General features: G+C 45.8%; 14 protein-coding genes and 2 pseudogenes. 6 read left to right on the top strand and 10 right to left on the bottom strand.

Annotated features, from left to right (window positions below; genetic code table 11):
* Together FTT89_RS09975 and FTT89_RS09970 are read left to right on the top strand one after the other, a co-directional pair.
* A pseudogene (locus tag FTT89_RS09975) lies at nucleotides 1–110 on the top strand (IS5/IS1182 family transposase); the annotation flags it as partial.
* Nucleotides 111–271: 161 nt separating this feature from the next.
* Nucleotides 272–1,535: pseudogene (locus FTT89_RS09970) on the top strand (MFS transporter).
* 54 nt (nucleotides 1,536–1,589) lie between these two features.
* Here FTT89_RS09970 and FTT89_RS09965 read toward each other — a convergent pair.
* From FTT89_RS09965 to FTT89_RS09935, 7 genes are all read right to left on the bottom strand, one after another.
* Complete coding sequence (locus tag FTT89_RS09965) at nucleotides 1,590–3,086, bottom strand: NAD(P)/FAD-dependent oxidoreductase (RefSeq protein WP_180006495.1); 1,497 nt, start codon at nucleotides 3,084–3,086, stop codon at nucleotides 1,590–1,592.
* Nucleotides 3,087–3,098: 12 nt separating this feature from the next.
* On the bottom strand, nucleotides 3,099–3,938 hold the full coding sequence (locus tag FTT89_RS09960) for an alpha/beta fold hydrolase (RefSeq protein WP_104473219.1): 840 nt from the start codon (nucleotides 3,936–3,938) through the stop codon (nucleotides 3,099–3,101).
* A gap of 156 nt (nucleotides 3,939–4,094) precedes the next feature.
* A complete protein-coding gene (locus tag FTT89_RS09955; RefSeq protein WP_104489414.1) occupies nucleotides 4,095–5,897 on the bottom strand; it encodes an acyl-CoA dehydrogenase C-terminal domain-containing protein in 1,803 nt (600 codons plus the stop codon).
* 208 nt (nucleotides 5,898–6,105) lie between these two features.
* Nucleotides 6,106–7,086 carry a nitronate monooxygenase family protein gene (locus FTT89_RS09950; protein WP_104489415.1) on the bottom strand — a complete coding sequence of 327 codons (981 nt, stop codon included), beginning with the start codon at nucleotides 7,084–7,086 and terminating at the stop codon, nucleotides 6,106–6,108.
* 11 nt (nucleotides 7,087–7,097) lie between these two features.
* On the bottom strand, nucleotides 7,098–7,886 hold the full coding sequence (locus FTT89_RS09945; protein ID WP_104489416.1) for an enoyl-CoA hydratase-related protein: 789 nt from the start codon (nucleotides 7,884–7,886) through the stop codon (nucleotides 7,098–7,100).
* A 34-nt stretch (nucleotides 7,887–7,920) separates the two neighbouring features.
* A complete protein-coding gene (locus tag FTT89_RS09940; RefSeq protein WP_180057642.1) occupies nucleotides 7,921–8,844 on the bottom strand; it encodes a glyoxylate/hydroxypyruvate reductase A in 924 nt (307 codons plus the stop codon).
* Nucleotides 8,841–9,596, bottom strand: a complete 756-nt coding sequence (locus tag FTT89_RS09935; protein WP_104491841.1) for a class II aldolase/adducin family protein — start codon at nucleotides 9,594–9,596, stop codon at nucleotides 8,841–8,843. The genes FTT89_RS09940 and FTT89_RS09935 overlap by 4 nt, the downstream gene beginning before the upstream one ends.
* A 110-nt stretch (nucleotides 9,597–9,706) precedes the next feature.
* On the opposite strand from FTT89_RS09935, the gene FTT89_RS09930 reads away from it, so the two are divergent.
* Nucleotides 9,707–10,144, top strand: coding sequence for a PaaI family thioesterase (locus FTT89_RS09930; protein WP_104473214.1), 438 nt, complete (start codon nucleotides 9,707–9,709; stop codon nucleotides 10,142–10,144).
* Between the two features lie 114 nt (nucleotides 10,145–10,258).
* Here FTT89_RS09930 and FTT89_RS09925 read toward each other — a convergent pair whose 3' ends face one another.
* From FTT89_RS09925 to FTT89_RS09915, 3 genes are read right to left on the bottom strand one after another with little or no spacing between them, the layout of a single operon-like run.
* Nucleotides 10,259–11,470, bottom strand: a complete 1,212-nt coding sequence (locus tag FTT89_RS09925; RefSeq protein WP_005178011.1) for a 3-oxoadipyl-CoA thiolase — start codon at nucleotides 11,468–11,470, stop codon at nucleotides 10,259–10,261.
* Between the two features lie 24 nt (nucleotides 11,471–11,494).
* A complete protein-coding gene (locus FTT89_RS09920) occupies nucleotides 11,495–13,015 on the bottom strand; it encodes a 3-hydroxyacyl-CoA dehydrogenase (protein ID WP_180057639.1) in 1,521 nt (506 codons plus the stop codon).
* Nucleotides 13,016–13,017: 2 nt separating this feature from the next.
* Nucleotides 13,018–13,791 (bottom strand): enoyl-CoA hydratase, encoded by a 774-nt coding sequence (locus FTT89_RS09915; RefSeq protein WP_005178015.1) that lies wholly within the window; start codon nucleotides 13,789–13,791, stop codon nucleotides 13,018–13,020.
* A gap of 605 nt (nucleotides 13,792–14,396) precedes the next feature.
* On the opposite strand from FTT89_RS09915, the gene FTT89_RS09910 reads away from it, so the two are divergent.
* The 3 genes from FTT89_RS09910 (at nucleotide 14,397) to FTT89_RS09900 (ending at nucleotide 18,320) form a co-directional block, all read left to right on the top strand.
* Nucleotides 14,397–15,695: an MFS transporter gene (locus FTT89_RS09910; RefSeq protein WP_005178018.1), complete on the top strand. Its 1,299-nt coding sequence runs from the start codon at nucleotides 14,397–14,399 to the stop codon at nucleotides 15,693–15,695.
* 142 nt (nucleotides 15,696–15,837) lie between these two features.
* The gene (locus tag FTT89_RS09905; protein ID WP_180006493.1) at nucleotides 15,838–17,100 is read left to right on the top strand and encodes a DcaP family trimeric outer membrane transporter; all 1,263 of its coding nucleotides are present in this window, start codon (nucleotides 15,838–15,840) and stop codon (nucleotides 17,098–17,100) included.
* A 17-nt stretch (nucleotides 17,101–17,117) separates the two neighbouring features.
* On the top strand, nucleotides 17,118–18,320 hold the full coding sequence (locus tag FTT89_RS09900) for an MFS transporter (protein WP_104473208.1): 1,203 nt from the start codon (nucleotides 17,118–17,120) through the stop codon (nucleotides 18,318–18,320).
* Nucleotides 18,321–18,624: the final 304 nt, after the last annotated feature.

Genomic DNA, 18,624 nt, shown 5'->3' with positions numbered 1-18,624 from the left:
TTGCTAGATTAAAGCAATTTAGAGGAATTGCCACACGCTATGACAAGCTAAAGCAAAGCTATGAAAATTCTGTTGCCTTAGCTTGTATCTTTATTTGGCTACCATTATGAAATGTCAACAGACCCTAGTCTTTGGTCTAAAAATAAAGAAAAACAAGATTTCTCTATACGAAATATAAGGTTTTTTGCTGAAAACTAAACTCATGAATAATGAGTAATAACCATGAAAAATTATTCATAAAACAAGAACGAATGATGAAAGGATATCAGTGATGACGCAAAAAGCTTCAGTGATGGTGGCTGAGCAGGTACAAGCTCAGCCAGAGAAAATATGGAAAACCGCTTTTATTTTATGTTTTTTTATTCTGCTTGCCGACGGGATTGATCTGGCTTTTCTCGCCTACAGCCTGACCAGTATTAAAGCAGAATTTAACCTTACTACTTCAGGCCGGTGCGCTGGGCAGCTGGAGTCTGGTGGGTGGTGTAATTGGCGGATGGGCCTGTGACCGATTTGGCCGGGTTAAAGTTATTGTATTTTATATGATTCTGGCCTCAAGTTTGTCCTGTACCTTGGGTTTTGTCGATTCCTATTATCAGTTTCTGATTGTGCGGAGTATTGCAGCCATTGGCCTTGGCTCACTTTATATTGCCTGTAATACCTTAATGTCCGAGTATGTGCCGACCAAATATCGAACTACGGTACTTGCGGCTTTAATGACCGGTTTTACCTTGGGTTCATTATGTGCCACTTTGCTGGCCGGCTGGATTATTCCTGAGTATGGCTGGCGTATGCTGTACTGGATTACGATTTTCCCTATTTTTCTTGCCTTTTTAATGTACTTTCTGGTGCCGGAGCCTGAATCCTGGTTACGTTCTCGTGAGCTCAAGCGTCAGGAAGCTTTACATAGCAAAGTGAAAATCAAAAAACAGAATCCTTATCTGGTCATCTTAAAAGACAAAAAACATCGCTGGATGTTTATGCTGTGGATTTTAAGTGCCGGTGCCCTGCAGTTTGGTTATGCCGGTTTAAGTAACTGGCTTCCGGCATACCTGGAGTCTGATCTTGGCATCAGTTTTAAAGAAATGACCGGTTATATGGTCGGCACATTTTTAATCATGATTTTTGCCAAAGTGGTGGCCGGCATTCTGGCAGACCGTTTTGGCCGCCGTGCGTTATTTGCCTTTGGCACCATGGGAACGGCATTATTTTTGCCGGTCATTATCTACTTTAATACCCCCACCAATATTTTATATTTGATGCTGATGTTTGGCTTTCTCTATGGCATGCCTTTTGCCATTAATGCCACCTATATGACTGAAAGTTTTCCGACCTCCATTCGCGGTACGGCAGTCGGTGGTGCATTTAATATTGGCCGAATTGGTGCGGTATTTGCGCCCTTAACCATTGGTTATTTTGCCCAAGGCGGTTCTATTGGAACGGGCTTACTGATTATGGCTGCGGCCTATTTTATCTGCGGTCTGATACCTGCGCTATTTATTAAAGATCGTTTATACGATCCGCAAAAGGCCAATTAAACATATTAAAAAACCAGTCTGATGACTGGTTTTTTTATAGCTCACATACGCCATTTAAACAGCATTCTGCTGAGGATTCTCAATATAGTGAAAGTGATAGCCACTGCGCATAAACTGCCGGTTCTTGTCTCTAAAAGAATGAGCAAAGTCTGGCCAGATTAAGGTCAGTTTGCGGCTGACCGGATCAAGATACCAGCTTTTACAGCCTTCCGACAGCCAGACACTGCCCTGAGACAGCTGCTGTAATTGCTCCATATAGGCATCTTCTGCGGCCTGATCTGCTTCAAACACCTGAATCTGTTCCTGTTCAAAAAATTGCAGTGCATCCAGCACCAGATCAAACTGCACTTCCAGAAAATACAAGGCAGAATTATGCCCACTGCCGGTATTCGGTCCATTTAAAATAAACAGATTGGGGAAGTTATGTACTGTGGTCGACTGATAACCCTGCATGCCACTTGACCACTGCTGTTCCAGACTTAAGCCATGTTTACCCAGCACTTTTGCTGCATACGGTGGCCGTGCCGCTTCAAAACCGGTGGCGAAAATAATTACATCGGCTGGGAAATATTGTCCTGACTGGCTGATCACGCCTTCTGGTGTGACTTCTGCCAGCGCGGAATCTTCCAGCGTGACATGCGGCTGTAAAAAAGTTGGATAATAGGTATTTGATAATAAAACCCGCTTACAGCCCGGCTCATAATGTGGTGTCAGTTTACGCTGTAATTCAGCATCATCAATCTGCTGTTTTAGAAACTGTAAGCAGGATTTTTTGACCCGCTGAATATGACTTTTTAAATTACGGCGCTGGGCAAAATTAAACTCATTATCCCAGAACAAGGAATGGCGTAAAGCCGCCATACTTTCCGGATCTTTACGAAACAGCTGTTTTTCCGTTTCGCTATAAGGCCGGTCCGGTCGCGGTAAAATATAGGGTGCACTGCGCTGCAACACGGTTAGGTTTTTGGCAAGTTTCGCCACTTCCGGCACCAGCTGAATTGCTGATGCGCCGGAACCGACCACCACCACGTGTTGATCAGCCAAATCAACCTGATGATTCCAGCGTGCAGAATGCATCACCTGCCCCTGAAATTGAGCCAAACCGGGAATATCCGGGAGATGCTCATCGGCCAGATGCCCTGTGGCGGTAATTAAAAACTCGGCCTGATACGCTCCTTGTGAAGTCTGAATTTCCCAGATTCTTTGTGCTGTATTCCAGTGGGCTTTTTCCAGTGCTGTATTAAAATCAATATACGGGCGGATTTGCTCCTGATCACAACATTGAACCAGATAACGCTGGATTTCTGCTCCTTGCGGAAAAATACGCGACCAGTACGGATTTTTAATAAAAGAAAAAGAATACAGATGCGACGGCACATCACAAGCCACACCCGGATAGGTATTATCCCGCCAGGTTCCACCGACTTCTGTTGCCCGTTCAATGATTTTAAAATCATCGATGCCCTGTTGTTTGAGCCGAATGGCCATGCCCAAGCCACCAAAACCGCTACCGACAATTAAAATTTTGCTACGCTGTACATGAGCTTGCATGCTGCTTCTCCTTTAAGGTGCAAATCGCTGGATTTTCTGGTTAATCGGATATTGCTCGGGATGCTGATTAAACTGGTTAATCAGCTGCACAATCTCCGCCGGTGCTTCTATATGCAAGGCATGTCCGGAATGAATTTCGACATAACGGCTGCGTTCAATCGAGGCAAACAGTAACTTGGCTTGAGCCAAAGGAATCATGCGGTCTTCATGACAGGCCACAATTAAGGTATCTGCGGTAATATCAGCCAGAATATTGCTGATATCGAGGTGATAGTTCATTTCACGCTGTCTGGCTGCATCAGCAGAGGGCGTAACAAAGCGTGCCAGCTCCAGAACCTGCTGTTCAGTGCGTAAAGACAGGTAGTGATCACTGTATAAACAGTAATTTACAAAATGTGGCAATGCCTTGGATTGTTCGTTAAATAACTGCTGCCAGATGGTATTGCGCAGTTGCTGCACCGAACTGGTTTTGACCCATCCTGCCAATAAAATCAGCTGTGAAATTCGTTGTTGTAACTTGGCCGCGACCTGGGCGGCAATCACAGCACCCAAAGAATAACCGACCACGGTAATCGGTTCATTCTCCGCCACCGCATGCTGAATTAAAGCTTCTACCTGCTCGCTAAAATCTGTCAGCTTTAAATCCGCTTTCTCCGGTGTATAGAGGTCAATCGAAAGCACGCGCTGATGAATGCCCAGCATCGGGAAAATATAATTAAAATGTTTTTGGGTATTACCACCCGTACCATGAATTAAAATGATGGTTGGATGTACGGAGGGCTGGCCGACTTCATGATAGGTCAGCTGGGTACTCGCATAGGGAAACTGTTGTGAACGTGCGTCTAATTCCATATAGACTCCTGATCTTGTTATTTTATCTGCAATTGATCTGGTAAAATTCTACTTGTGATGCTCTTCAAGCAATGAAACCTGAACTATTTTTGCTATAGAGAACAGGCTTAAAAAAATACACCCACAGTAGGCTCTCTCTGTGGGTGCAAAAGCGGATTAATCAAATTTAAATTCTTCTGGCGTCAGCAGGAACAGGCTTGCTCCACCGGCCTGAATATTGGCGCGATGCGTACAGGTTCTTGGCAAAATACGTTCAAAGTAGAATTGAGCCGTTTTTACTTTAGCTGCATAGTACGGATCGCTTTGTCCTTCATCGACGCGTTGTTGTGCCACAACCGCCATCTTGAGCCAGAGATACGCAAACACCACATAGCCTGAGAAATATAAATAATCAACAGAGGCTGCACCAATTTCATTGGCAGATTGTTGTGCCTGCGTCTGGATCAGTTGAGTCAGCTCCAGCCATTGCTGGGTCAGCTCACCTACCTGCTGTGCATAGCCTGCAAATTGAGGATGGGCCTGTTGCTCTTTAATATAGGCCTGAATTTCATCAGTTAATGCTGTTAATAAGCTGAGTTTTGAACCTAGAACCTTACGCGCCAACAGGTCAATCGACTGGATTTCCGTGGTGCCTTCATATAAACAGGCAATACGCGCATCACGGGCAATTTGCTCCATGCCATGCTCGGCAATATAACCATGACCACCAAAGACCTGCATACCATGTTTGGCGGCTTCCAGTCCGGTTTCTGTCATTAAAGCCTTGGCAATTGGAGTTAATAAAGCCAGACGGTCATCTGCGGCTTTTTTCTCGGCTGCATCTTCAGTCGCTTCAGCAATATCTGCATAAGTGGCTAAGTAGTAAGCCAATGCACGCGAACCTTCAGCAAAGACTTTCTGCGTCAGCAGCATATTACGTACTGCCGGATGCACGATAATTGGATCTGCTGGCAGGTTTGGCGCTTTTGCACCTTCCAGTGAACGCATGGCCAGACGGTCTTTGGCATAGGCCAAGGCACCCTGATAAGAAGATTCAGCTGCCGCCAGACCTTGAATGGCGGTACCAATACGTGCAGAGTTCATAAAGGTGAACATGCAGTTTAGGCCACGGTTTTCAGGACCAATCAGGAAACCTTTGGCATTTTCAAAGTTCAGGACACAGGTGGCATTGCCATGAATACCCATTTTATGTTCGATAGAACTACACACTACGCCATTACGTTCTGCGACATTGCCGTCTTCATCTAAATTAAATTTAGGTACGATAAAGAGTGAAATGCCTTTGGTGCCTGCCGGTGCATCCGGCAAGCGTGCCAAAACGATATGCACAATATTTTCAGCCAGGTCATGTTCACCTGCCGAAATAAAGATTTTTTCACCGCTGATGCTATAGCTGCCATCGGCATTTGGAACCGCTTTGGTACGAATCAGGCCCAAATCTGAACCAGCATGTGATTCGGTCAGACACATGGTACCGGTCCAGCGCCCTGCAATCAGTGGCACCAGGAATTTCTGTTTTTGTTCGTCATTGCCATGATGTTCCAAGGTACGCATTGCACCATGTGACAGGCCCGGATACATGCCCCATGACCAGTTGGTGGCCGTAATAATTTCAGAAATAGCAATCCGGTACAGTGTCGGGAAACCTTGACCACCGTAGTTTTCATCACCGGTTAATGAGGTAAAGCCCAGTTCAACATATTTATTATAGGCTTCTTTAAAGCCATCTGGTGTGGTCACGACACCATTTTCTAAACGACAGCCTTGCTGGTCGCCTGTGGCATTAATAGGTAAAAGCTCGTTCTGGCAGAAATCAGCAGCAACTTCTAAATATTGCTCCATAATGTCCATAGAGACTTTGTCTTCAAATTTTGCATACCCCTGATATTTTTGTTCAACATCCAGCAAATCTTTCAGCACAAACTTCATATCTTTTAATGGTGCAATATAATTTCTCATCGTAATTCCCTTGTATGAGTCCTGTTCTCAGTATTTATGAGTTAATATTTCATAATACGAAACTATGTTTTAAATCCACTATAATATAATTTGAAAGCTAAAATCTAGTCATGACACAAAAATTCGATTTTTAATTTAATTTTGCCCATAAAAAAATGCCATTCACTGCTGAATGGCATCTTCATTTCTAGCGTACTCTATTGCAGCTTTAAGCCTGAATTAGCCCTGCCAGACGTTGCTGAATAATCTGTTCGGCATCCTGAATCATCCGCTGAATCAAGTCATCACAACTTGGAATATCATGAATCAGTCCTAAAACCTGCCCGGCGGTAATCAGGCCGGCATCCACATCACCTGTTTCCAAGGCCAGCTTGCCTTTTAAACCACTGACATAAGGGCGGATGTGTTCAAACTCCAGATTCGGGTCCTGACTCATTTGTACCACCAGGTCAGAAACCGAGTTTTTCGCGACCCGTGCGGTATTTCTAAATTGCCGATAGAGTAAATTCGTTGCCCGTTCATCATTGTTTAAATAAAACTGTTTGATGTTGTCATGAATCGGCGCTTCCTGCGTGGCACAAAAACGGGTGCCCATATTAATACCTTCTGCCCCAAGCGCCAGTGCGGCTACCAATCCTCGACCATCGCCAAAGCCACCACTGGCAATAATCGGCACTGTGAGCTGATCAGCCGCGGCCGGAATCAGGATTAATCCTGGAATATCGTCTTCACCCGGATGTCCGGCACATTCAAAGCCATCAATGGAAATAATATCAGCACCAATTTTCTGTGCTGATAAGGCATGGCGTACCGAGGTACATTTATGAATGACGGTAATGCCGTGTTGCTTGAACACTTCAATATGCTCATGCGGCTTATTGCCTGCGGTTTCAACAATCTTGATACCACTGTCAATAATTGCCTGCCGATATTCCGCATACGGCGGCGGATTGACTGCGGGCAGCAAGGTTAGGTTGACGGCAAAAGGCTGATCGGTCATTTCCCGGCACCGGGCAATTTCTTGGGCCAAGGCTTCAGGGCTTGGTTGGGTCAAGGCAGTCAGGGTGCCCAATCCGCCGGCATTGGAAACGGCGCTGGCCATTTCTGCGGTACCGACCCACATCATACCGCCTTGAATAATCGGGTGGCGGATGCCCAGCATCTGGGTTACACGGGTTTGAATGCTCATGAATACTCTCCTTAGCGGCCAATAAATTGTGCCGGGCGTTTTTCCACAAAGGCCCGTACGCCTTCTTTATAGTCCTGACTGTTTAAGGCCAGATATTGCAGGTTTTGCTCCAGCTCCAGCTGCTGGCTCAGGCTATGCTCAGCACTGCGTTGCAAGGACTGTTTAATTAATGCCAGTGCATAAGTCGGCTGCTTGGCCAGTTGCTGGGCGACTTCAACAATATAGTCGTCAAACTCCTGATCGGGTACGGCTTTCCAGATCATGCCCATAGTAGCCGCTTCAACAGCAGATACCGGCTCACCCAAGAGCATTAATGCAGCCGCGCGTGCATGACCAATCAGGCGTGGTAACATCCAGGTCCCACCGGCATCTGGAATTAAGCCAATTTTGCAAAAAGCCTGAATAAATTGGGCACTTTCTTTGGCAATCACCAGATCACAGGCCAAAGCGATATTAGCGCCTGCACCAGCAGCCACCCCATTCACTGCTGCAATCACCGGTTTTGGACTATGCCGGATCAGCTCAACCAAAGGATTATAATATTTGGCCAGTGAGCCTTCTGAGGGTAAAGGAATGTGTGCCAGTTGTCCGGAGCGTTCTTTTAAATCCTGCCCGGCAGAGAAAGCTCGGCCATTGCCACGAATGACAATGACCCGGACTGCTGCATCTTGGCTCCAGTCTTTGAGCGCATGTTGAACTTCCTGATGCATTGTCACATTAAAACTGTTTAAACAGTCTGGACGATTGAACCTCAGTATCGCCACGCCCTGGCTCAATTCGGTTTGAATGGTTGTGAACATCTTTAATATCCTTTTTTATTCTTCTGGTTTTATCCTAATAACCTTTGGTCAGATCGACCTGATTACATAACGGCAAATTGGCCTGTATGCGGCGGTCATTTTCCAGAATCTGCTCGACTACCACCGACATCGGAGCATGCGAGGCAATGTGTGGTGTGACCACAATCTTGTCATGCTGCCAGAATGGATGATCTGCGGCCAACGGTTCTTCATCAAATACATCGACAATTGCACCGCGTAAATGCCCAGAATCCAGCGCTTTGAGCAGGTCCTGCTCGACCAGATGCTGACCACGGCCGACCTGAATCAAGACGGCCTTCTCTGGTAACTGCTGAAACAAGGCTTCCGATAAAATAGCGGTATTGTCTGCGGTTAAGGGCATTAAATTAATCAGAATCTGACTCTGAGCTAAAAACTCTGCCAGTTGCTCAGTCCCGACATAGCTTTTTACCTGGGCTAAATCTTTGACCGAATTGGACCAGCCAGAAACCTGATAACCCATGGCAGCAAAGCGCTCTGCCACATAGCCGCCCATGTGTCCCAGCCCCATAATCCCAATCTGGATATGATGGCTATAACTCTGACGATGCTGTTTCCAGATCTGCTGCTGTTGCTGCTGCAACATCCGGTCGAAATAACGCTGATAATACAGCACACCCCAAAGCAAATAATCGAACATACCTTTTTGATGATGCTCATCTAAGACCCGGCATACGAATTGCTCTGCACTCACTTCATTCAAGTTCAGATGTTCAACCCCGGCCGCAATCGAATGAATCACTTGCAATTTGGGCAGAGTTTGCAAGTATGGCATATCGGGAAACCAGCATGCGGCTGTGGTGGCCTCTTTGGCTTCAGGACTTTGTGCAACACAAAAACTGTTTGGAGGAGCGTATTTTTCAAATACTTTAACCAGAATCTTCTGGATATCGGGAAGCGTACTGGAAATGACAATCATGCGCTGTACTCCGCCTGTTGATGCTCAATCAGCGACAAGGCCGCCAGCCAGGCACGCTGTAAAATCGGCTCAACCAGTGGACTGGCAAACTGTTTGGCGGTTTTAACACAAACCTCTTCACTTGGATAATGCAATTCTGCACCGCCACTCAGCGCCTTGATTTGCGCCTGACAAGCCCGCTCCAGAAAATAAATTTCATGAAAAGCGCGTGCAATCGATTCGCCAGCCACCAGCAGACCATGGTTGCGTAAAATCATGGCACGATGTCCGGCCAAATCTGCAATCAAGCGTTCCTGCTCATCGGTAGACAATGCCACGCCTTCATACTCGTGATAAGCCAAATACTGATAGAACTTCAAGGCATGCTGCGAAATAGGCAATAAACCGTGTTTCTGGGCTGACACGGCAATTCCATCTGCGGTATGGGTATGAATGACACAATTCAGATGCGGATGCGCTGCATGAATTGCAGAATGAATTACAAAACCCGCCATATTGACCGGTTTTTCCTGTTCATAGCTTTCTACCACTGCTCCGGCATGATTAATCTTGACCAGGGTGGAGGCCTGCATTTTTTCAAAGGCCACGCCATACTGATTAATCAAAAAACAGTCGGGCTGATCGGGCAGCCGTAAACTGATATGGGTGTCAATTAAATCGGTCATTTTGTAATGCGCAATGATGCGATACAGTGCCGCCAGCTCACATCGGGCTTGCCATTCGGCAGCTGTGACAAGGTTTTTTATTGTCATCGTTCCATCCTGGAATATATAGCATTATGTTCACTTTCATGTTATATCATACTTTTAATAAAACAGAATATTATTTCATAGAGCGAAATAATAAATAAGAAGGAGCCTGTATGTCGACATCACAAATGAATGGACTCGCGTATTTAACCGCTATCAAGAATGGTGAAATTGCCAGCTCACCCATGAGTGAAATTATTCCCATGCGTCTGACCGTCGTACGTGAAAATTATGTGGAATATGAGGTACGACCAGATCATCGCCATTTCAATTTACAAGGCGGTATTCATGGCGGTTTTTGTGCCACCGTGCTGGACAGTACTACGGGTGCTGCTGTACACACCACTGTCGATGCCGGGGTCAGTTTTTCAACGATTGATTTAAACGTAAAAATGCTCAAAGCCATGCAAAGTGGCGAAACCTATACCGCCATTGGTGAAGTGATTCGCGTCGGCCGTAACGTACTGACTTCAGAAGGTCGTATTGTCGATCAAGATGGTAAAGTCTATGCCTTTGGTTCGGCCACTTTACTGGTGACCAAGCGCGCTTGATTCCGACCAGAACTAGCCTATCCCTGCATCTGCGGGGATTTTTTATGGGCAAATATTAAAAAAATGCCATGCATATTAGATATGCATGGCATTTAACATTCGACTTAAACCAGTTTAGGCTGCTTCAGGGTTTTCAATGACCATCGCAAGACCTTGCCCCAAGCCAATACACAGGCTAATCACGGCATATTTTTTGCCGGTACGCTGTAATTGACGTGCAACAGTCAAGGCTAAACGTGCGCCAGAACAACCCAGTGGATGGCCAATCGCAATCGCACCACCATTTGGATTGACACGCGGATCATCAAAGGCCACATCCAGACCTTTTAAGCAGGACAATACCTGGCTGGCAAACGCTTCGTTAATCTCGATAATGTCCATATCATCTAGGGTTAAACCCGCGCGTTGTACTGCTTTTTTGATCGCTTCAATTGGCCCCGCACCCATGATGCGTGGCTCAATGCCGGCTGCTGCAGAAGACAGGATACGCGCCAAAGGTTTTAACCCATACTGTTCCTGAACTTTTTCACTGCCGATAATCAGTGCTGCAGCGCCGTCATTGATACCTGATGCATTCCCTGCTGTGACCACACCGCCTTCAAATAGGGGTTTCAGCTTGGTTAATGCTTCAAATGTTGAAGATGCACGCGGATGTTCATCTTCAGTCACCTGTTTAGGCGGTAATTTACGCCCTTGTGAAACTTCAATTGGTGTAATTTCACCTTCAAAGAATCCTGCTTCTTTGGCTGCCTGATATTTTGCCTGTGATGCAGCGGCAAAGGTATCGGCCTGTTCACGGCTAATGCCAAATTCTTCCGCTACATTGTCACCGGTTTCTGGCATGCTGTGTGCGCCAAATTGAGCGGTAAATTTACGGTTCGGGAAACGGGTTCCGATGGTGGTGTCATACATTTTTGCATCACGCGAAAAGGCTGTTTCTGCTTTCGCCAATACAAAAGGTGCACGTGACATGCTTTCTACGCCACCAGCAATATAGACATCGCCTTCACCTGCGGTGATGGCACGTGCCGAATCAATCACGGCACCTAAACCAGATGCACATAAACGGTTTACGGTCTGGCCCGGTACAGTCACTGGCATACCGGCTAAAAGTGCGGCAAAACGTGCTACGTTACGGCTGTCTTCACCGGCCTGGTTGGTGCTACCGAAAATCACATCTTCGACATCGGCAGCTGGAATACCGGTTTTTTCCAGCAGGTTTTTAATCACGGTTGCAGCCAGATCATCTGGACGCACACTTGACAAACTGCCGGCATGACGACCGATTGGTGAACGTAAACCATCATAAATATATGCATTTAACATGAGTGTTATTCCCTTAACTTTAGATTAATTAGAACTATGAACAAGTGGCAGACCCAACTGGACGCGACGGCGTAACCATGGGCTTGGACGATAACGCTGATCGCGGGTAATATCGGTCATGCGATCCAGAATTTTCAGAATTTTTTCCGCGCCTAAAACATCGCCCCATTCAATTGGACCATGCGGATAACCCAGACCCAGTTTCACGGCGATATTAATATCTTCAACTGTGGCAACACCTTGCTGGGCAATATCACAGCCCAGGTTTACAATCATGGCCAACGCACGCTGCGCCACAAAACCGACACTTTCCTGAATAACGCTGGCTGTCACACCATCCAGATTAAAAATAGATTGCGCCGCCTGGGTCAGTTCAGCTTTGGTCACAAAAGTCGGCATTAAAGTGCGGTGTTTATTCAGGCCATAGAGCAGATCAATACACACCACCTGCTGTGGGGCAACGCCATAACGTACAGCCGCCGAAGTGGCATCTTCACCATAGGTGGCAATGAGCACCAGTGCATCTTGAGATGGCTGTTCAGACTGCTCCACCAGAATATTGAACTGTTGCAGATATTGCTCCAGCGCCTGACGGTCGTCGCTATATTCGGTGCCTAACCAGACCGATGGATATTTCGCCAGTTTTTCAGCCAGTACTGGTGCAACATCACCCTGTTTGCTGCCAGAAGTGTAGTCATAAAAACCTTTACCGGTTTTACGGCCCAGTTGCTTGGCAATAAAACGCTGACGGGTAATTACGCTTGGACGGTAACGTGCTTCTTCATAATACTGATGATAAATCGACTCACTGACCGGATGCGATACATCCATGCCGGTTAGATCGCCCAGCTCGAATGGTCCCATCTTAAAACCGATCCCATCACGGTAAATCCGGTCAATGTCATAAAATGGCGTGACATTTTCATTCAGGATGGCATAGGCTTCACTGCCAAAGGCACGGCCGGCATGGTTAATAATAAATCCTGGAGTATCTTTGGCTTTCACTGGACGATGGCCCATCTTGATCGAGAGTTGAGTCAAGGCATCCAGAATATCGGCACGGGTATTAAAGCCTTCAATCACTTCCACCACTTTCATTAGCGGTACCGGATTAAAGAAATGATAGCCTGCAATACGTTCTGGTTGACTGCAGTTGGCTGCAATGGCACTGATCGACAATGAAGACGTATTCGACGCCAGAATTGCTTCCGGTTTGACAATCGCTTCCAGTTGTTGCATCAGCTTCTGTTTGATTTCCAGATTTTCAATAATGGCCTCTACCACCAGATCACAATCTTTTAAATCTTCCAGTTGCTCGGCAATTGAAAGACGGGCAAGATCTTCAGCGGCTTTTTCATGACTGAATTTGCCTTTATCTGCCAGGGTATTCAGGGTTTTGGCCAGTTTTTCCTGAGCCTGCTCTGCAGCGCCAGCTTTGGCATCAAACAGGACCACATCATGGCCAGACTGAATGGCAATTTGGGCAATTCCGGCACCCATGGTACCGACACCAATAATCCCGATTTTCTGAATATGTACAGTCATGCTTATCGTCCCTGATAATTTGGTTTACGTTTTTCAATAAAGGCCTGCATGCCTTCTTTCTGGTCTTCAGAAGCAAATAGCATCTGGAATGATTTGCGTTCCAGGCTTAGCCCCGCATTCAACGGTACATCTTCTGCCAGTAAGGCCACTTCTTTAATCTGTTCCAGGGCAATTGGTGGCAGTTTTGCCAGACCTTCAGCCATCTTGATGGCCGTGGCAATGGTTTCGCTGTCTTCCGTCACTTGAGAGACCAGACCAATTTGATAGGCTTCTGGTGCCGGCACCAGACAGCCGGTCATGATGATGCGCATGGCATGGAATTTCCCCACGGCACGGAACAGGCGCTGTGTACCACCGGCGCCTGGCATGACCCCAACTTTGACTTCAGGCTGACCAAAGGTCGCGCTCTTGCCGGCAATAATAATATCGGCGTGCATGGCCAGTTCACAGCCACCACCTAAGGCATAACCATTAACCGCGGCAATGACCGGTTTGGCGCATTGTGCAATCGCCTGCCAGTAACGCTCAGTACGACGCTGCATCATTTGAATGGTTTCTGCATTGGCCAGCTCTTTCAGGTCGGCACCTGCAGCAAAATCCTGCTCTCCGCCGGTCAGTACAATGGCGCGAATATTGGCATCATCATTCAGTTGACGAAAAGCTTCAGCCAGTTTCTGGCGTACTTCAGTATTTAAGGCGTTTTTTGCTTCAGGTCGATGGATTTTCACCAGTGCGACATGAGCATTGATTTGTTCGACTTGAACGACCTGTTCCATGTAAATCTCCATTTATTTTGTATAGCGAAAATTTGTTTTGTATAAAAATTAAGGTTTATTCCCCCGGAATGCAAGTTTTTTTGCGGATAAAGCGTAAAAAAGATATTTTTATTAAAAAATAGACAAAATATCTTGTTATAAACTGTGTTTTATGATTAATTGATTTCGTATAACGAAATTACACGAGATTATTTAATTTTTCTTGTAAATTTCAGCTTGTAGCTGGCTTAGCTTTCAATTGGCTTATTTATAAATAAGACATTGTTTTATATTGATTTAGTTTTTATATCCTGAAACCAGATCAAGATAAACAGAGCATTGAGGTTATAAGCTGGATGGAATTTTACAAGTGAATTGAACCATTCATGTAGAAGTAAGTGTTGAGAAACGAAATATTAGTTCATTTGAATAATAAGTATGTATCACAAATGACATAGTTGTTATCTAAATGACGCGATAGCAGACACAACAGGTTCAACCAGGATGTTTGAGCGGTGCTGTTAAAAGAGCGTGTTCTCAAGCCCGAATAAATCAGAAGTCATGCATACATGACTTTGTTAGGCGGTAGCACAGGAGTGCTACTTTATAAAGTAGAGGATATAACAATGACAACCGAAACAATCGAAACCAGAGAGAATAGGCAACCCATCTCTGCTGAGGAACCAATCAAGCAGGCACCCAAACGTCTGTGGGTTACTGCCTTTATCTTTGCGTTCCTGATCTTGCTTTGTGACGGTGCCGATATTGGTATTTTGGCCTTCAGTCTCACCAGTCTGAAAGCAGAATGGGGATTAACCTCAATGCAGGCCGGTGCTTTGGGGAGCTGGTCGTTATTTGGTATGGGAATTGGCGGATTTATTGGCGGCTGGGCCTGTGACCGCTTTGGCCGTGTCCGGGTAATTGTTGTGGCAACAATTTCCTTCTCCATCCTTTCAGCTTATTCAGGTTTTGCACAGTCTTATACTGAATTTGCAATTTTACGTACCCTCTCATGTTTAGGTTTGGGCTGTTTATATATTGCCTGTAATACCTTGATGTCAGAGTATGTCCCAACCAAATATCGTACTACGGTACTGGCTACCCTGATGACTGGTTTTACCCTGGGTTCACTGGTTATCACCATGCTGTCTGGCTGGATTATTCCTGAATACGGCTGGCGTATGCTGTACTGGATCACCATTGCGCCATTGGCTTTAGGTATTCTAATGCACTTCCTGGTTCCTGAGCCTGAGTCTTGGAAGCGCGTGCGTGAAATGAAACGTACTGGCCAGCTTGTGGACACTACCGCGAAAAAAGGTAATCCGTACATCACCATTCTGAAAGACAAGACCCACGGCAAGATGTTTATCTTATGGTCATTTAGTTCTGGTTTCCTGCTGTTCGGTTACTTCGGTGTGAGTAACTGGTTGCCAACCTACCTGGAAGCAGAATTAGGCATTAAATTCAAGGAAATGGCGCTGTACATGATTGGTACCTTCCTGACCATGATTTTCGCCAAAGTCATTGCCGGATATGTGGCAGATAAAATTGGTCGCCGTATTGTGTTCGCTTTCGGCACCATGGGAACTGCGCTGTTTATTCCAGTGGTGGTGTATATGCATACCCCTGAAAATATCGGTGTTTTAATGCTGATCTTTGGTTTCCTGTACGGTATTCCATACGCAATTAATGCAACTTATCTGACCGAGAGTTTCCCAACAACGGTGCGTGGTACAGCGGTTGGTGGTGCATTCAACATTGGCCGTGTAGGTGCTGTCTTTGCTCCAATCACCATCGGTTATTTGGCCATGAATGGTTCTATTGGTACCGGCCTGATGGTTATGGGTGCAGCGTACTTCCTGTGCGGTTTAATTCCTGCCCTGTTTATTAAAGACCGCTTATACGATCCTCAAAAGGCAGAATAAGTCCCGGTCTGGAGGGTGAGCATTTATGGTCGCCCTCCCCATTCCATCTTCACGTTCAACAATCATCTTGATTTAAAAATTGCTGCAACCGAAAGGCACATCACCTTTCATTATTTGAAAAAATTTCTTTAGGGATTAAGAAATGAAAAAATTAGTTTTAGCCACTTTATGCGGTATCGCTTCAGGTCAGGTATTTTCAGCAAAGGTGTCTGAAGATCGTATCCAGTTTTTAGAATCTCAGTTAAAGCAGATTCAGGCCGAACTGGAACAGCAAAAAGCCACTCAATTAGATTTAAAGGCCAAGCAGGAAGAAACCAAAGCCAAGGATGCTAAAACCCTCAGCGCGATGCTGGATAATGTGGATGTCTATGGCCTGATTCGCCTGGATGGTGCAGTTGATTTTGAAAGCACCACAAAATCACGCGGTCGTACCATTAACCAGATTAATCAGGAACTGCATGAGCCAGATTCAGTACGCTCAGCCTTTACACTGGCGGCTAGCCGGGTCGGTTTTCTAGCCAAAGATATTGGCGGTAATCCGAATATTTCTGCACGTGTAGAGGCCGATTTCTGGACCAATGGGGGTAAAGGTGATGGTGGTTTCCGCATCCGTCATGCACATTTTAAATACTATAACTGGACCTTTGGTCAGGCCTGGTCATTAATGTCTACCCCTGAAATCAGCACCGATGCGGTCGACTATAGCTTGTTGCTGGGTGGTTCGGTTTTGCGTACCCCGCAAATCAGTTATGCCTGGAAACTGGATCCGGAAAACACCTGGAATATCGGTCTGGAATATATGGCAAGTGGAGATCGCTCTTCGGCTTTACCAGCTCTTACCACCAAATATGTGCATCAATCTGGACCATTGCATCTGCTGGCACAGGGCTTCGTCAATGAAAAACAAGCCCAGACCGAAACCGGTGATATTAATAAAGTCGGTTGGGGTGTAGGTGTCGGCGGGCGCTATCATCTTGATGATAAAAACTCGATTCAGGGCAACTATTTTCATATGGTCGGTGACCAGCGCATTGCTTCGTTTTTAGTTCAAGGTTCGACTGTCGATGGTGCTGCTTGGGGGGGTGACTATTCTGTCGATACGGAAAATGATGAATTATTGCTGAACTCCTTCGACAGCTTGAATATTGGTTATACCCACAAGTTCACACCAAAATGGCGCAGCAGTATTGCTGCCAGTCTGGTCGAGTTTGATGACTCCAGTGACTATGCCAAAGCCAACCCAACCACCAATAAGCGCTTAACCGATTATGTGGCCAATGTGATTTATTCTCCAGTACCACATATTAATTTAGGTGCAGAATACCATCATGGTAAACAGGAAAAATTTAATGGCCAAGAAGCCGATATTTCCCGTGTGAATTTATCTGCCACCTATCGCTTCTAATACTTTAGGAGACACGGATGTCAGCTCAAGGGCAACAACCCTCGCGCCGTTTTATGTTTATGATGGCCATGACCTGCGCACTTTGCGCAGGTTGTAATTATTTTAACCAGCCTTTAATTTATTCAATTGCCCAGGACTTGAATATTAGTCTAGAGCAATCGGGCTGGACAGTGGTATTGACACAGATCGGTTATGCAGCCGGTCTGTTTTTATTTGTGCCGTTGGGCGATTTATTTGAAAAGCGTCTGTATATCTGTAGCCTGATGCTATGTACCGGTCTGGCCCTGATTGGACTGTCTGTCAGCGATAATCTCCAGATGCTGTATGGCTTTACCCTATTGGCCTCGTTCTGTTCCATTACCACCCAGATTCTGATTCCTTTTGCTGCAAACCTGAGCCAACGGGAAAAAAGTGCCGAAGTGGTTGGCCTGCTAATGAGTGGCGTACTAGTCGGTATTTTATTTGCACGTACCGTGGCCGGATTAATTTCAACTTTATGGTCCTGGCATGCGGTGTATCTGTTCAGTGGCTGTTCAATTTTACTGCTCAGCATTGCCATGTGGTATCAATTGCCCACGGCCAGAAGTCAGCTAAAAATGAGTATTCTGCAGATTTACCGCTCTTTATTTACCTTCGCCAAAACAGAACCGATGTTGATGCGCCGCAGCTTAATTGGTGGTTTGGCTTTTGGGATGCTCAGTATTATTTTTACCACCATGACCTTTATTCTGGCGGAAGCCCCCTACCATTTTAATGATTTTGAGATTGGGTTGATGGGGATTGTGGGCGTGGTCGGAATCTGGTCATCGCAATGGACCGGGAAGATGATTGGCCGCCACCGGGAAAAATGGCTGGCGCAGCTGGCAACCAGCGGGCTAATTTTAGCCTGGATTCCCCTGTTTTTTGCCCAAGACCGTTTAGAGCTGTATATTTTAGGCTTGATTATTGCCTATTTTGGTATTTCATCTTTACACGTATTAAACCAGAATCTGGTGTATCGCCTTTCAGTTCAAGCGCGTTCGCGTATTAATGCCATTTATATGACCTGCTATTTTTCCGGTGCTGGCCTGGGCGCATTTTTATCTTTAAATTTATGGAAGATGTATGGCTGGTCGGCTTGTGTGCTGTTGGGATGTGCCTTCGCCCTCCTGATTTTTGCGGTAAACCGCTATGATTTAAGCCGGGAAAAGAATTTAATTAATATTCAGCCACAACCCTAATCCAGACCGTCTAGTCATTCTGTCCTTTATACATCGGCTTTAGGACTGATCTTTTCAGACTGCTGTTTTGCGCTTAGCAAGACCGAAGTCTGAACTACTTTAAAGTCGATTCCTAAATAAAAGCTTCACCTCTTAGCGCTTTCACCGCCTCATTTCACCCGCGGAAACGAGATGATCTGGAATCATATCTTTAGGTTTTAAAACTCATGGCACTGGTTTTAGGATTTTTATGGTTAATCTTTTAAAACTTGAGCCCAGCAAGAGTCCTTTTGTCCTAGCTTTGATTTCTGCTCGCAATACTAAA

It is taken from the genome of Acinetobacter sp. YH01025, assembly GCF_013420185.1.
GTDB lineage: Bacteria > Pseudomonadota > Gammaproteobacteria > Pseudomonadales > Moraxellaceae > Acinetobacter > Acinetobacter indicus.
Note: the sequence above shows the minus strand (reverse complement) of the source record. Positions and strands in the feature narration are given on the sequence as shown.

Excerpts from the sequence above, each read along its gene's own strand:
- FTT89_RS09955 (WP_104489414.1), bottom strand. The coding sequence starts at position 5,897 with ATGAGAAATTATATTGCACCATTAAAAGATATGAAGTTTGTGCTGAAA.
- FTT89_RS09945 (WP_104489416.1), bottom strand. The coding sequence starts at position 7,886 with ATGTTCACAACCATTCAAACCGAATTGAGCCAGGGCGTGGCGATACTG.
- FTT89_RS09920 (WP_180057639.1), bottom strand. The coding sequence starts at position 13,015 with ATGACTGTACATATTCAGAAAATCGGGATTATTGGTGTCGGTACCATG.
- FTT89_RS09960 (WP_104473219.1), bottom strand. The coding sequence starts at position 3,938 with ATGGAATTAGACGCACGTTCACAACAGTTTCCCTATGCGAGTACCCAG.
- FTT89_RS09900 (WP_104473208.1), top strand. The coding sequence starts at position 17,118 with ATGTCAGCTCAAGGGCAACAACCCTCGCGCCGTTTTATGTTTATGATG.
- FTT89_RS09915 (WP_005178015.1), bottom strand. The coding sequence starts at position 13,791 with ATGGAACAGGTCGTTCAAGTCGAACAAATCAATGCTCATGTCGCACTG.
- FTT89_RS09965 (WP_180006495.1), bottom strand. The coding sequence starts at position 3,086 with ATGCAAGCTCATGTACAGCGTAGCAAAATTTTAATTGTCGGTAGCGGT.
- FTT89_RS09935 (WP_104491841.1), bottom strand. The coding sequence starts at position 9,596 with ATGACAATAAAAAACCTTGTCACAGCTGCCGAATGGCAAGCCCGATGT.
- FTT89_RS09910 (WP_005178018.1), top strand. The coding sequence starts at position 14,397 with ATGACAACCGAAACAATCGAAACCAGAGAGAATAGGCAACCCATCTCT.
- FTT89_RS09940 (WP_180057642.1), bottom strand. The coding sequence starts at position 8,844 with ATGATTGTCATTTCCAGTACGCTTCCCGATATCCAGAAGATTCTGGTT.
- FTT89_RS09905 (WP_180006493.1), top strand. The coding sequence starts at position 15,838 with ATGAAAAAATTAGTTTTAGCCACTTTATGCGGTATCGCTTCAGGTCAG.
- FTT89_RS09925 (WP_005178011.1), bottom strand. The coding sequence starts at position 11,470 with ATGTTAAATGCATATATTTATGATGGTTTACGTTCACCAATCGGTCGT.
- FTT89_RS09930 (WP_104473214.1), top strand. The coding sequence starts at position 9,707 with ATGTCGACATCACAAATGAATGGACTCGCGTATTTAACCGCTATCAAG.
- FTT89_RS09950 (WP_104489415.1), bottom strand. The coding sequence starts at position 7,086 with ATGAGCATTCAAACCCGTGTAACCCAGATGCTGGGCATCCGCCACCCG.